12 protein-coding genes are annotated in these 14,715 nt (G+C 40.8%); 6 read left to right on the top strand and 6 right to left on the bottom strand.

Annotation, left to right across the window (positions count from 1 at the left end):
- Positions 1-155: 155 nt before the first annotated feature.
- From V7K84_RS01615 to V7K84_RS01605, 3 genes are read left to right on the top strand one after another with little or no spacing between them, the layout of a single operon-like run.
- Positions 156-1,124 (top strand): sodium-dependent bicarbonate transport family permease, encoded by a 969-nt coding sequence (locus tag V7K84_RS01615; protein WP_334835728.1) that lies wholly within the window; start codon positions 156-158, stop codon positions 1,122-1,124.
- Between the two features lie 4 nt (positions 1,125-1,128).
- Entirely contained in the window at positions 1,129-1,440 is a 312-nt protein-coding gene (locus V7K84_RS01610) for a P-II family nitrogen regulator (RefSeq protein WP_334835726.1), read from the top strand.
- 28 nt (positions 1,441-1,468) lie between these two features.
- Positions 1,469-2,170: a carbonic anhydrase gene (locus V7K84_RS01605; protein WP_334835962.1), complete on the top strand. Its 702-nt coding sequence runs from the start codon at positions 1,469-1,471 to the stop codon at positions 2,168-2,170.
- Positions 2,171-2,411: 241 nt separating this feature from the next.
- Here V7K84_RS01605 and V7K84_RS01600 read toward each other — a convergent pair whose 3' ends face one another.
- Positions 2,412-4,136, bottom strand: coding sequence for a sensor histidine kinase (locus tag V7K84_RS01600; RefSeq protein ID WP_334835724.1), 1,725 nt, complete (start codon positions 4,134-4,136; stop codon positions 2,412-2,414).
- A 1,096-nt stretch (positions 4,137-5,232) separates the two neighbouring features.
- Here V7K84_RS01600 and V7K84_RS01595 point away from each other — a divergent pair.
- Positions 5,233-5,670 (top strand): CAAD domain-containing protein, encoded by a 438-nt coding sequence (locus V7K84_RS01595; protein ID WP_099102215.1) that lies wholly within the window; start codon positions 5,233-5,235, stop codon positions 5,668-5,670.
- Positions 5,671-5,917: 247 nt separating this feature from the next.
- Here the strand turns inward: V7K84_RS01595 and V7K84_RS01590 are convergent, their stop codons facing one another.
- Both V7K84_RS01590 and V7K84_RS01585 read right to left on the bottom strand, forming a co-directional pair.
- A complete protein-coding gene (locus V7K84_RS01590) occupies positions 5,918-7,075 on the bottom strand; it encodes an S-layer homology domain-containing protein (protein ID WP_334835721.1) in 1,158 nt (385 codons plus the stop codon).
- A gap of 103 nt (positions 7,076-7,178) precedes the next feature.
- Positions 7,179-7,991, bottom strand: a complete 813-nt coding sequence (locus tag V7K84_RS01585) for a Uma2 family endonuclease (protein WP_334835719.1) — start codon at positions 7,989-7,991, stop codon at positions 7,179-7,181.
- 261 nt (positions 7,992-8,252) lie between these two features.
- Between V7K84_RS01585 and V7K84_RS01580 the strand changes: the two genes are divergently transcribed.
- Positions 8,253-9,611 carry a sensor histidine kinase gene (locus V7K84_RS01580; protein WP_334835717.1) on the top strand — a complete coding sequence of 453 codons (1,359 nt, stop codon included), beginning with the start codon at positions 8,253-8,255 and terminating at the stop codon, positions 9,609-9,611.
- Positions 9,612-9,735: 124 nt separating this feature from the next.
- Here the strand turns inward: V7K84_RS01580 and V7K84_RS01575 are convergent, their stop codons facing one another.
- Positions 9,736-10,320, bottom strand: coding sequence for a hypothetical protein (locus V7K84_RS01575; protein WP_334835715.1), 585 nt, complete (start codon positions 10,318-10,320; stop codon positions 9,736-9,738).
- A gap of 121 nt (positions 10,321-10,441) precedes the next feature.
- Positions 10,442-11,941, bottom strand: a complete 1,500-nt coding sequence (locus V7K84_RS01570; protein ID WP_334835712.1) for a glycosyl hydrolase family 57 — start codon at positions 11,939-11,941, stop codon at positions 10,442-10,444.
- A gap of 415 nt (positions 11,942-12,356) precedes the next feature.
- Here V7K84_RS01570 and V7K84_RS01565 point away from each other — a divergent pair, with 415 nt between their 5' ends.
- Complete coding sequence (locus tag V7K84_RS01565; RefSeq protein WP_334835710.1) at positions 12,357-13,592, top strand: ScyD/ScyE family protein; 1,236 nt, start codon at positions 12,357-12,359, stop codon at positions 13,590-13,592.
- Between the two features lie 38 nt (positions 13,593-13,630).
- On the opposite strand, the gene V7K84_RS01560 is transcribed toward V7K84_RS01565, so the two are convergent.
- Positions 13,631-14,452, bottom strand: coding sequence for an SDR family NAD(P)-dependent oxidoreductase (locus tag V7K84_RS01560; protein WP_334835708.1), 822 nt, complete (start codon positions 14,450-14,452; stop codon positions 13,631-13,633).
- Positions 14,453-14,715 lie beyond the last annotated feature (263 nt).

The raw sequence follows: 14,715 nt of genomic DNA, 5'->3' as shown, positions 1-14,715 counted from the left end.
AACTGAGAGTATAGTCACAAATCGGACTATTCACTCCTTGAGTACCCAATTGACATTAGGTAACAATACACGATACATCATCATTGAACCGTTAAATTTTTAAAGATGAAAAATTTCTTTAATTGCAGGTTTTACCAGTATAAAGAGGGGTGGATATGGATTTTAGCTTAATTGTATCCAACATTTTGAATCCGCCAATCTTGTTTTTCTTTTTAGGCATGACTGCTGTTTTTGTCAAGTCTGATTTGGAAATTCCCCCACCAGTACCCAAACTCCTTTCGTTGTATTTGCTGTTTGCTATTGGTTTTAAAGGAGGGGTAGAACTAATCAAAAGCGGACTGAATCAGGAAGTAATTCTAACACTCGCAGCAGCAATGTTGATGGCTTGTTTTGTGCCAATTTACACCTTTTTTATTCTGAAGTGGAAACTGGATACTTACGATGCTGCGGCGATCGCAGCAACCTACGGTTCTATCAGTGCCGTCACTTTCATCACTGCCGGCGCTTTTTTAACTGAGCTTGGTATTCAGTATGATGGTTACATGGTAGCAGCTCTTGCCCTGATGGAATCTCCGGCGATCATTGTTGGTCTGATCTTGGTGAGTATATTCACCGCCGATGAAAAGCGAGAGTTTGCTTGGTCGGAAGTTTTGCAAGAAGCATTTCTTAATAGTTCAGTTTTTCTACTAGTCGGTAGCCTCTTAATCGGTGTCTTGACAGGAGAACGTGGTTGGCACGTATTAGAACCCTTTACTCAAGGGTTGTTTTATGGCATTCTCACCTTCTTTTTATTGGATATGGGGCTGGTGGCTGCCAGAAGAATTAAAGACTTGCAAAAAACCGGAGTTTTCCTGATTTTATTTGCCATACTAATTCCTATACTCAATGCAGGCATTGGGTTAGCGATCGCCAAATTCATCGGTATGCCTCAGGGAAATTCGCTGTTATTCGCTGTATTGTGTGCTAGCGCTTCTTACATTGCTGTGCCAGCAGCGATGCGGATGACTGTTCCCGAAGCAAATCCCAGCCTATATGTTTCTACCGCTCTAGCAGTCACATTTCCGTTCAATATTATTGTGGGAATTCCGCTATATCTCTACGGAATTAACCTATTCTGGAGGTAATAATATGCACGTAGTTAAAAAGATAGAAATTATCGCCAACTCCTTTGAGCTTGCCAAAATTTTAGATAATTTAGACAAGTCAGGTGTACATAACCACGCCGTCATTAGAAATGTTGTTGGTAAAGGATTACGAGGAACGACAGAAGATTTAGACATGACCATGCTTGATAATGTTTACATCCTCGCATTTTGTATGCCAGAAGAACTCAAGCGTGTTGTCGAAAATATCAGACCACTCCTGAATAAGTTCGGAGGTACTTGCTACGTTTCCGATGTGATGGAAATTCGCTCTGTCAGATGTATCGCGTCGATTTAAGAGAGTTATAAATTCAATGAAGCATTTCATGGAACGTCGTGACTTTTTGAAGTTGGGAATGACCGGGGCATTTGGGATGATGCTATCTGCCAGCGATTTACTCTGGCGGGTAGAACAGGCTAAAGCTGCCGAAATTCCCTCAACTTCCACTGAATCCCTCACTCCCGATGCAGCTTTGCAAAAGCTGATCGAGGGAAATCAGCGATTTATTCAGCACCATCCTCAATACCCCGATCAATCTGAACTGCGGCTGCACGAAGTTGCTCAAGCTCAACATCCATTTGCAACTATTCTTAGTTGTGCGGATTCACGAGTCCCCGCAGAAATTGTTTTCGATCAAGGCATTGGGGACATTTTTGATGTTCGGATTGCCGGAAATATTGCCACACATGAAGCGATCGGCAGTATTGAATATGCAGTTGTCTTATTAGGTTCTCCGCTGCTGATGGTGATGGGTCATGAGCGTTGTGGCGCAGTAACCGCCGCTGTCCAAAAGGAATCATTACCCGGTGATATTAGTACTTTTGTTAAGGCAATTAAGCCAGCTCTGAAAAGGGTCAAGGATCAGCCGGGTGATGCAGTTGAAAACGCTGTGGTGGCAAATGTGCAATATCAAATTGAACGATTGCAGCGATCGAAGCTTTTAACTAAGCAGGTGGAGTCGGGCAAATTGAAAATTGTCGGGGGTCGTTACGATTTAGATACCGGGAGAGTGACTATTATTACTTAATTCGGCAGAGGATTATTAATAATTAAACAATTCAAAATTCAAAAATTCTTGGAGACTCTGATTCCTATCTGAAAAACTCTTTGCTATTCACTGATATCATGTCCGGGTGCTTACCCATAATAAAAGAACCCCATCCCCAACCCCTCCCCGCAGGCGGGGGTGGGGTTCTTATGATTAGGTGAAAAGAGAAAGGAGTAAGGGGAGATGAGGGGAATAACCTATGTCCCAGTCTCCAATACCCTCAATCCTGCACAGTCATTGGCAAACGAATAGTGAAAGTAGAGCCAATTCCCGGCTGACTTTTGACAATAATTTCACCACCCATCATCTGGCAAAAGTGGCGGCTAATTGCCAACCCCAGTCCCGTACCTCCATACTTTTTCGTAGTTGAGGTATCACCTTGTGTAAAAGGTTGAAATAACTGCTGCTGTTGACGGTTAGACATACCGATACCTGTGTCGGTGACAGTGAAAATAATGCTGCCTAAAGGAGCCTCCGGTCGAAATTCATCCTTTTCTCTGTTAACTGTCAGCGTCACCTTGCCGTTTGTAGTAAATTTACTGGCGTTGCTGAGTAAGTTTAACAATACCTGCCGCATCCTAGTTTGATCGGCATACATGGTGCCAAGTTGCTCATCAAAATCCACTTCTAAAACATTGGCATTTTTTTCTATAGCTGGTTTGACTGTGAGAACAACGTTATGAATCAGCGTTGCAATTTCAAATGTCTCAGGATACAGGGTCATTTTCCCCGCTTCGATTTTTGACAAGTCGAGGATTTCGTTAATCAAGTGCAGTAGATGCTTACCAGCAGCGTTAATTGTTTCTAAATCTGTGATAAAATCTGCCGATAAACCAAGATCGGTAGCGTCGTCTTCTAGAAGTTGGCTTAAGCCGATGACAGCATTTAATGGTGTGCGTAATTCGTGGCTGACGTTGGCCAAAAATACGCTTTTTGCCTTGCTAGCAGCTTCGGCTAATTCTTTAGCTTGTTGTAGTTCTTTTGTTCGCTGAGATACTCGCTCAATCAGATGATTTAGAGATTTGGCGAGTAGGCCAATTTCATCTTCAGTTGTAACGGGCGCTCGTAAATCGAAATTATGTTTCCTGGCAACTTGTTCAGCTACTTGGGTTACAGTGATCACTGGTTCAGCGATCGCTCGACTGGTACGCCAAGCTACAATAGCTGCGATCGCTACCGAAACCAACATACTCACAATCACGATAAATCGCTCAACTATTCTCGCCTGCTCAACGGCTCTTTGCCTTTCTTGCTCTTGATCTTCAGCAGTTTGCAGGATGTTAGTCAAGCTTTGAGAAAGCTGATCTAGTTGCATGGCTGTTTCGCCACGCATTATTGTTAATAACTGCGATCGGGCAGAGGAAATCTGCTGAGGCTGCACTTTTTGAGAGTCAATTTTCTGTAAGACGACCTCGATTTGGTCAACGTAGGCATTTAAATTATTTTTGTAATCCAGCAATAACGTCTGTAAAGTCGAACTTGTTGCTGCTAGTCTTTTAGGTTTACTATCGAGAAATCCGCCAATTTTTGACTCTAGTTGCTTGGCTTTTTCAACATTCTTCAGAAAATCAGCTTTTTTGTTTTGCAGTTGTTGTGAATTTTCTAATACAGCAACTAGGTTAGAACTATGTAATTGCGCCCCTACTACTGCATCTTTATAATTACTCAGTAGTTGCCCTTGTTCATAAGCTTGATTGAATTGTCTAACTTCCCTTCCCCGGTAGTAATTAGCAATCACTAACCCAGTCAGTGAGCCAAAAAAGCCAATTCCAATAGCTACAAAGTACCCATAGCCAATTTTTTGATGGATACGCCAAGAACTAGCTTTGAGTTTCCCTCGTGAAGGAAATTCTATAGTTGGGAGTTCGTCTGTCGATGGCTCTTCGGCTGACACTTTTTTGCTTTCTGAACTGTTGTAGATAGGGGTTGGCTTTTGAGTTGGCATTTCTCAAACCTCCTTGCCTTCCCGCAAAAATAATCAAATTAGTCTAGATTGTTAAAATACCTTAATTTAGTCATTAACATCTACATTATCTTCTTTTATCGCAAGAGCAAATCATTGCTTGCTAGATAATTAGTATCATCTTAGATAAGATAAGTAATTTTTACAACTAATTTTATAAGTATAATTACTAAGTCTAATAGAATTTACTTTTTTTAGGAGCAACGATATAGTTTCCTGCACTAAAAACCCTCCTGAGAGCGTCTTTTCCCTACTACACTACTTTCCACAATATGCGGTTGATAGCAAGCAATGAGTTCTTGCGATCGCCTACGCCATTACTCTACCTTATTGCTTCCTTATAAAATTAATACAATCAGGAGAAAAACAAAACGTTTGATACTTCCTGGGGATTAGGGATGGGGCAAAAGAGTGCTGAGTTTTGTTTATCGTAAATTAAAGGGTTTAAGAACCTGCAATCTACATGTAGCACCCATTTCAGTCGGGGTTTAAATCCCCGTCTGAAGTGTCTTTAATTTTGAATTTTGAATTTTGAATTTTGAATTGTTAACTCCTTGTCTCCCTAATCCCAGGCACTTATATCATAAAACAGCCTATAAGTCTAGTCTATATGAACACAGAAAAATTTTTATTACGTATTAATATCAATACGAATGCGTTAATTGACGAACGCGGCTTAAGATAGCTTTAATATCGGCTAAAATCGGCTTCTAGGCTTATATAAATGAGAAGTGGAGTGATTTTTGCATGATTTGTACTTAGATTTAGTACGATTATGAGCAAATGACACGGAATGGGATAATCACAACCTGAGGATTCCAGTTGATTCCAAAAATAGAACTCAGGAAGTTGATTATAATACATCCTGCTACCTTTTGAGTTCTATCCTCCTACTGACTGTCTACCTTGTAGTTGATGCAGTAGATAGTATGGGGCAAGTATGGTTATAGGACACTAAAATCTTTTTGTGCCTTTCACCAAATTGTACTGATTCGCAAGTACATTACCTAATCAACAACCTTTTGGTTGTAATTATCCAGATTAGAAAAACTCAACTGTCAAATTAATAGGAGTGAAAATGCCAGAACAAGAATTTACCGAAACCGCATCTAAAGAGACTACAGTGGCAGAGATCAACAACCAAACGGGAACTATCACTAAACTCCAGCCTCCGGCACAGCCTCAAGACGAATGGGTAAAATACGGAGAGCAAATTTCTACCTTTTTAGCAACATTACCAGATTATTTGGGAAGCTTCTTTAATCAATATAAGCAACCCCTGGTAACAGTTGGTTTAATTGTAGGATCAATTGTTGCCGTTAAAGTACTCTTGGCAATATTAGATGCTTTGAATGATATCCCTTTGGTAGCTCCTACTTTTGAGCTGATCGGTATTGGTTACTCTGCCTGGTTTGTTTACCGCTATTTACTCAAAGCCTCAACCAGGAAAGAGTTAACTAGTGAAATCACCACTCTTAAATCACAAGTTGTCGGTAAACAAATTCCAGAAGCTTAATATCTAATTATTGCTTCTCTACGTTCGCGCAGCGTGTCGTAGACAGACGCTACGCGTAGCTTGCTCCTGTGTAGAAGTAAGCTCTAATTCCAAATCATGAAGTCTGAATGCCGGAAGTCGGCGTTCAGACTTCTCTCAAAATTCCTGACGAAATTTTTAACAATTTGTAATATCAAAACTACACCCATAACGCTAGTACTCGTAGAAGTTGCTTCCTACGATCCTTGGTTTAATTACGAATTAGTAATTATTGCTGAGGCGAACCTCCGGTGGTCAATTTAGCTTTTGGGGTGGTTTTTTTTGGACTCTGTGGAAGTTCTGGAGATATTTTGGGCGACGATCGCACTATATTAGGAGATGTAATTGCCGACAGTTTGCCCCGTTTGACTAAAGCTTGATGAATCATCGCCGCCACTTCCGCCCGACTAGCTACTTTGTTGGGATCGAGGACTTGGGGATTTGGATAGTTAACTACTAGACCATTGGTTGTAGCAGCAGCGATTTTGGCGATAGCATAAGGCGGAATGTCTTTAGCATCTTTATAAACACTAATAATCTGATTTGGAGAAGTGGGTGCTTTTAAATTCAGCCCACTGACAAGGGCAACTAAAACTTGCACTCGTGAAATATTTTGTTGTGGTTTGAAGGTTTTTTTCGGGTAGCCCTTGAGAAATCCCGCACTGATGGCTTGGTCAATTGCTGAAGTTGCCCAGAATTTTGTTGGTACATCTTGAAATGCGATCGCAGTCTTAGACGGTTCTTGGTCAAAGGCTTTTTCTAGTATGGCAGCAAACTCGGCGCGGTTTACAGGCTGATTTGGTCTAAAAGAATAATCAGGAAAACCTTTGAGAATCCCACGGGCAGAAAGAACGTCTATAAAACGCCGACTCCAAAAGTCATTGGGCACATCGTTAAATGCAATTGGTGGCGGAATGATTGATTTTGGTCTTGCCGGAGTTACTAAAGGCAACGCTGATGATTTGAGTGATGACTCAAGTTCTGTTGGAGGAGATACAGGTGTTTGTGGTTGTGGGGATTGAGTTGGAATTACCAGAATAGATGGTAACATTGCCCGGTAAGGAGTTGCGCTGTTAGTTGGAAATGAAGGTGTCTTGGGTTCAACAACAACTTCCGGTGAAGAATAGGGCAAAACGTTGTTGGGGACTGTATAAGGTTCTACCTTGGCAGTAGGAGAGGGCAATACTGGATTTGGTCGAACACTAGGAGACGGAGTAGATGAAGGCAACAGCAGCCCGTTTAAGTTCCAGCTAGAATCTCTGCGAGACAATGACCAAAAAAGAATCGCTCCGATAGTGGTGAAGGCAACCAGAATGGCTATAAATTCATCAAAGCCAAGGGCAGTTTTTTGAGATGACTCCGGTTCGGAAGGAGGTCTATTTGTCATCGTGATTACCCTGCTAGCAGTAAAAATTTGTGTCTAAACAAATTAAGCCACAGATGACTCTTTTACACCAGCCCTTTTTTAATTCGTAATTCGTAATAATATATCAGGTTTCTGGTTCAATACCGAGCGATCGCAATTGGGCAGCTAGGCGATCGGCTCTTTGGGATTCCTGTTCAGCTCTTTGGGCTTCTTGTTCTGCTCTTTGGGATTCCTGTTCAGCTCTTTGACGTTCCTGTTCGGCTCTTTGTGATTCCAGTTCTGCTCTTTCATCGCCACTCAACAACAAATTACCTTGTAAATCCCACCAACGCAGCCAGGGTAATTCCACATTCTGATAAACTCCCTGCCATAAACCTAATTCAACACCCAAAGCAACTATAGGATAATGTCCTCGTTCATTTGCTGGTAAAACTTGATACTGTCCTTCAATTAGATGATACACTTCTAGGCTGGCTTTACTCGCTTCATAAATACCGTAGAAGGGAGGACGAATCACTTGCTCATAAATCCAAAATTTACCCTTCAAAGGAGTTTTATCCCGTTCTTCACTACCATCCCCAGAGACAAATTCTAAGACAATCAACGGGGCAATAAACTCTCGCCACATCACATAAGAACGTCGCGTTTGCCCATTGAGCAAAAATGGTACATTCGGTACATAAAACCAATCTGGTGCTTCTGCGCCTTTTTCAAGGGGATCGGTCAATCGCCAGTAAATCCCTAAGTCTTGCCCTATACAGTATTCACCTTCAGGATTTAATTGCTTGAGGATGGGTGTAATTGAGTCAGTTAGTAGAAGGCTTTGGGGATGCTCTTGCCAATTTTTCACGAACGTACCATTAGACTCAGGAAGTTGAGTATGATCCGGGAATGGGAAAGGAGTGAGGGCGTTGGGTGGATTAGTTACAGAGGTCATAACGCTACCTTTGCACTCTTCGTAAAGGTTATTTTCAGTTTAGCTTGCGTAGGCGTAGCCCGTCGTAGACATCGCTTTCTGAATATTCTCCACCCAGATTATCAATTGCACGCCAATTACTTCCAGTCGCCTGAAAAAGATTTTCAGCTTGACAGATTACTAGTTTTATTAAATACCTAAACTAAAACCCGATTTTGAGGGTGGCAGAATGTAAAATATTAACTTATTCTTTACCTGTCTTTGAAAAAATCAGGGTGTCTAGTGCCAGAAGAATTCAGTTACCAAATTTCACCGCCATTTTTGTCTGAGGGTAGCGATCGCGATCTTGGTTTAGATTCAACCCTCCAAGAACTACCAATGTATAATTTCTCGGTGGAAATCAGCCACACCGGGATGGAAGTGGCTAGTTTTTTGGACAAATACCCTTTGCTACCAGGAGTAATTTTGGTAGAACAGGGACATTTCATTGGGATGATTTCGCGGCGGCGACTACTGGAATTTTTGATTCGTCCATTCGGACAAGAGTTATTTGTTCAACAACCATTAGCTGTTTTGTACAGCTATGTGCGGACACCGATGTTGCTTGTTACTGATACAACATCGATTTTAACAACGATGCAACTTAGCTTAAAGCGATCGCCAGAATTATTAGCAGAACCAATTGTAGTAGAAACCGAATCTGGTGCTTATAGATTGTTAGATGTCCAAGAATTGAATATTATTTCTTGGCAAATTCGAGGAATCGACAATCTGATCCGCTATGAACGCAGTCAAGCCCAAATGATTCAAAATGATAAAATGGCAAACTTGGGGCGTTTAGTAGACGGCGTAGCCCACGAAGTTTTAGACCCAGTGGGTTTTATTTGGGGTAACATAATCTATGTTTCCAACTACAGTCAAGATTTACTCAAACTAATCGCAGCTTACGAGCAAGAGTTACCATCAGTTTCTCCGGCAATTAATCAAATTAAAGAAGAGATTGAATTTGATTTTTTAGAAAAAGATTTGTCGCGATCGCTTGCTAGTATTCGCACGGGAGCGGAAAGATTAAAAAAACTAGTTACTAGCTTGCAAAACTTCTGTCATATTGATGAACTTTTTCCCAAGCCAGTAGACTTACATGCCTGTATAGATAGCATTATTTTATTAATTAATAGCCGTCTTCAAGGAGAAATCGAAATCGTCAAATACTACGGTCAATTACCCCCAGTGTATTGCTTTATGGGGCAATTAAACCAGGTTTTGATGAATATTTTAAGTGAAGTTGTGGATACTTTACTCAATGAAGCAGTGCGACAGCAGTTACATTTAGAAGAGACAAAGACTGTTCAAAAACCCCGAATTGAGATTACCACAGAAGTTATATCACAAGAAGCAAGCAACCCAGATGCACCAGATTCTCGCTGGATTTTAATTCGCATTGCTGACAATGGCTCTGGAATGTCTGAAGAATTAAAACAGCAAATTATGGAGTCTTTTTCTCTGGAAACAAAGAATGGTAAAAATACTGGTTTAGCAGTAAGTTATCGAATTATTACTGTGAGACATGGCGGTAAATTGAATTTTCATTCACAGATTGATATAGGTACAAAATTTGAAATATTGTTACCTCTGGTGTAAGAAGATATATTGAGGAAAATGACCCATATATTAACAATTTTTTCAAATAAATAATTGCTCAAATACTGATTCTGAAATCAGCATGAGATCGTGTTGAAGTTATTCTTTTATAACTTTAAGATCCTTAGATAGTATTTAAAGTTTCCCACTCATCTAAAGAAACTTCAAACTCTCTCTTAACTTCTTCCATCACTAAATTTTCTGTCTCAAAATAGCCAATTTCTGTAATTTCTCCGGCTGGGGATACATCGAAACGGTAAAAGCCAGAATCTGTTGTATATTGCACAATTCTAATTTCTTTAGGTGGATCTAAGTCTTTTTCTATCCCATTTATACATATACGTCGATATATAGCTCCAGTAGATTTATGGTTTGGATTTAAGAAAACACGATACTTGAGTACAGGAAACCTTTGCTTAAATAATTCAAGGAGTTCAAAGAATACATCACATGCTTTTGCTTCGTCTCCAACTTCTTCGAGAATGATATTTTCCCATCCTGCTGTTGATTCGTTCCATTTATAATATCGAGCTACCCAGTCGTGGAACTGTGTAAAAGGAGGTGTCTCTTCTCCATAAAAGATCCCATTTTCGGCCAGAGCAAAAGAATAGCCGCCAATCAAGCCTCCTAATGCAGTTAAGGAACGCTTTCCTAAATACATTCCTGGTCTTGGTCTAATCATTTCTAAAATCTCATAAAGATTTTTCATTTATACTGCCTATTTAGAAACTAAAATACTTGATTTAGTGATATTTTACCCTGCAATATATTCCCAGCCCCACTCTTAAAAAAGCAGGGCTGTTTCATTTTCTCAACTGAGTTCTTTATTATTAAAATATCGTTTTTAGCAAACTTTCGCCACGTTGATAAATTTCCCGTGCGTGATCAGTCCAAGCACCTTGTCCCCAATAACGAAAACAACTGGTTTGCAGCAACATATTATGTAAAAGAACATTACGATAATGAGATTCTCTGGTTACAGGTTCTGCTGAGTCAACTTGTTGTAATGAATCAAATTTTTGATGGAATAAACTGCTTAATTGATACATGGGAGACAACACATTTTCATATCCTTTTACCCAACTGATATGATTTGTCCACGAGGCTCCATCCAGATGAAAATTAGAGTTTGTTTGCTTTAATTCTTGAATGGCATTCTCTACAGCCTGCGGTTGAGTATTATCTGGTGAAACTCGCTCCCAAATCTGATGTTGTCCCACTGGCTGACAAGTTGGATAATCTTCAGGTTTGCATCCGGCTGCTTCGATTAATTCTAAATATTCTGTACCACACACACCAACAACACCTGATTTTCCTCCGCCATTATTGACCATATCCCACCACGCTTGTTTAAAAGCGCTAGGAAATTCGTTCATCATCACGCCGCCATTTTCACCATCGCCAATTTGGCTAACTATTGGTGGCACAAATACACTACCAATTTGTTGTTTGGATAATGTCTTCGCTTCATAATAAGGCTGCATCTGAGCAACTAATTTCGTATCCGAACCTTGGGTTTTAATTAAAGCTGTGATGCTAATTGTTTCGCCTTGAGAATTACGGGCAATTAGACGATGTGGTAAATGTTTATGAGTCAGAGATTGACCGGTAAGAGTTTCTACAGAATGTTCTTGAACAAGTAGCCAGCGATATCCACATTCTTTCAGCGCTTTCACAAATTCAAAGAGAGCATCAGGGTGATTTGGTAAGTGCATTTCTGGCGGCGAAAATCCTTTGACTCGCGCTAGTGCTTCCCAGCCAAAAATTGCGGCAAAGTGATGTTGCCATGCAACGATATGTAATTTAATATCTGCTATGGGTGTGGAAGGAATAACTGCATGACCCCACATTGTACCCAGCCATTCTACATAAGGTTGGTAGGTGCGATCGCAAGTGATCCGTTTAAGATTATCCAGAACATCACCGCGTCCCATTTGCCGCAGTCCCCACAGCAGATTACCAGAGTAATCCAACATCACACGCGGATTGCAACCTTGACTTACAAGTTCGGGGATCAAGTCACCCATCCGGCTGTAACAATGGGCAAAAGGATCTGCATTGTGGTTATCCCCTTCATGGGGATGTTCAAACATATATTGCAGATTGCTGATGAGTGTACCGCCATTTCCAGCAGGTATAGTTGGCTGGTGCATGTGCAAAGCGATCGCAAATACAGCATTTACGTCTTCTAAGCGCAGATTCGTTGTTGGTAAAAATACTGGTCGATCTTGGTTAACCACAGAGAGAACCTCTGTTTCCCAACCAGAAATATTCGGTAAGCCATCAATGATTTCGGGCAAAGGAGTCAGGGTTGTGGGGAAGGAAAGCATTTCTGATTGCTCCGAAACAAGGTATGTCTAATTATGCGATCGCACAGCAATTTCTGATCTGCAACTTTATCTATTGATGCAAACTGCGATCGCTGTAATTCAACAGTTTTGATATCACACTTGTATAAAAAACGTTAGAAAATATACAGCAATCCTGTTTAATTTTGTTGCTAGAGGCGTACATTTGTACGCTTCTACAGCCAATTTATTACGTTGCAAAGATTTTTTTAAATGGTATGATACAACTCAAAATTAATAAATCCACATTTCATCTAGGTTTCTGGGTTTGAATCTGTTTACCTCTCTTAAATAAGCTGTAAAATCCGCAGAAACTATAAACATTAAATATTATTTTCCATCAAGATAAAATTTACCATTCTATGCTTTAGGCAAATTTAATTTTAGGAGGAGTCTCATGAAACTAAAACAATTTGGAATTACATTTTTGAGTGTTTGTATTGCTGCTTTTTCGGGAATGAAAGCAGCAGAGGCGGCATCATTTTCGGTAATTGCCGATGGTCTTAATAATCCACGAGGTTTAACTTTTGGTACTGATGGGAGTCTCTATGTCACCGAAGCAGGAACAGGCGGCAGTGGAGCTTGTGTTCCTTCACCGAGCGTTGCAAACCAATCTTTATGTTATGGCACAACTGGTGCAGTCACCAAAATTGTAAATGGTACACAAGAACGTATACTTACAGGACTTCCTTCTTTAGCATTACCAGATGGTACTGATACTTCTGGGCCTCAAGATATCAAATTTGATGCTACTGGCAAGCCCTATATTGCAATTGGATATGGTTCAAATCCCACATTTCGCGCCACATTAGGTAACACTGATTTAGGAAAAATTATCACTGCTAATTTCAATACAAATTCCTGGACTAGTGTGGCTGATTTAGCTAATTATGAACTTGCAAATAATCCCGATGGAGGCGATCTAATTAGCAATCCCTTCTCTCTTCTTATAGATGGAAATAATATTGTTGCAGTTGATACTGGTGCTAATGAATTACTCAGCGTCGGGACTGATGGAAGTAATTTAAAAGCGATCGCCACAATTCCCCGGCAGACATTAACTAATCCAATTTTTCCCTCTGGTGCATCGTCATCGCCATTTGAAATCCAAGCAGTACCCACAAATATCGCCAAAGGCCCAGATGGTGCTTATTATATTAGCCAATTAACTGGTTTTCCTTTTCCAGAAGGTGAAGCAAAAATTTATCGAGTTGGTGCTGATGGTCAACCAACAGTTTATACCGATGGTTTTACCCAACTTACTGACTTAGATTTTGATGCTGAGGGTAATTTATATGCTTTGCAGTACGCTAATCAGTCACTCTGGAAAGGTAATCTAGATGGTTCGGTAATTAAAATAGCGAGTGATGGGACTCGCACAACTATTCTTAGTGGCAATGGATTAGAGTCTCCTACTGCTTTGACTATTGGTGCTGATGGTGATATCTACGTGACAAACCGAGGCGATCGCCCTGGACTTGGACAAGTTATCAAAATTGAGAATTCCAAGTCTGTTCCTGAATCTACTTCTACTTTCAGCTTATTAGCATTTCTTGGCACTGTGAGCCTTATGTTGCACAAGGGTAGAGCCAAAAGACTGAAGATTTCGGACAAGTTTGTTCAGGAATGTTGAGTGTTGAGTTAGCGATCGCCTTCGGTGTCTCCCCTTCTCTACGAGACGCTACGCGAAGGGATAAGTTTTTCAATCAGCCGTTGTTTGCTTGGTGCTGGCGGTGTTGCTATTCGTAAAATTAGCTCTAACAACCAAGGGGCGAGGCGTTGACACAACACGGCTAAATGACTTTGCCATCCAACTAAAATTTCTGATGAATCATTCTGCATTCCGGTGACGAGTGCTTTAGCCACTTGCTGGGGAGTCATGGGGATCGCCCAGCGAAATAATTTTAAGTCGCGCACCATGTCTGTGTCTGTCAGGGAAGGCAATAATGCAATGACGCGGATATTATGTTCGGCTAATTCTTGGCGCAAGGCTTGGGTAAATCCTAAGATGGCAAACTTGGTTGCTGAGTATGTTGCCATCGTTGGTGCAGCTACTTTCCCCATCAGGCTCGATACATTGACAATTGTCCCTTGTTTTTGGCTGGCCATGCGTCGAGCAATCAAACTAGTGAGGTTGTACATTCCTAACAAGTTCACAGAAATTTCTTCTTGAACTTGGGGCATTTTAGATTGCAAAAATGAGCTTTGGTATGCGACTCCCGCACAATTAACTAGCAGGTGAATCTGTCCGTAATTGCGCCATAGTTGGGCAACAGCGATATTTACTTCAATTGTCTGCGTCAAATCTAAGGCCACGATCGCAGCTTCTGTACCCATCGCCTCGATTTCGTTGGCTACCTCCACTAACTTGCGGCGATCGCGTGCTACCAATATCATCCGTTTGATGCCTTGTTGCGCTAATTCGAGGGCGATCGCTCGTCCAATTCCACGCGAAGCCCCTGTAATTAGGGCAACTTTACCTTGAATCTCCATTAGTTTTATTCTCCAAAATTTAAGTCTTACCAAACTCTTCGTTATTGCCGATACACACAAGCAAGAGCTACTTACTTGTCGGAACAAAGTAAGACAAATAATCAATCGCAATTGAAATCAAACTGAAACTAAGCCTTTAGCAACGAGACATTTCTTGGTTAATCTGCAATCCCTCATAGTTGTCTATATGAGGCAGAACTTTCTCGTTTTGAACCCGTCAAAGCCGAACACACTTGGCTGAATGGGTATAGCTCATAGATTTT

It is taken from the genome of Nostoc sp. (assembly GCF_036917315.1).
Taxonomy (GTDB): domain Bacteria; phylum Cyanobacteriota; class Cyanobacteriia; order Cyanobacteriales; family Nostocaceae; genus Nostoc.
This window is presented reverse-complemented; position numbering and strand designations above follow the sequence as displayed.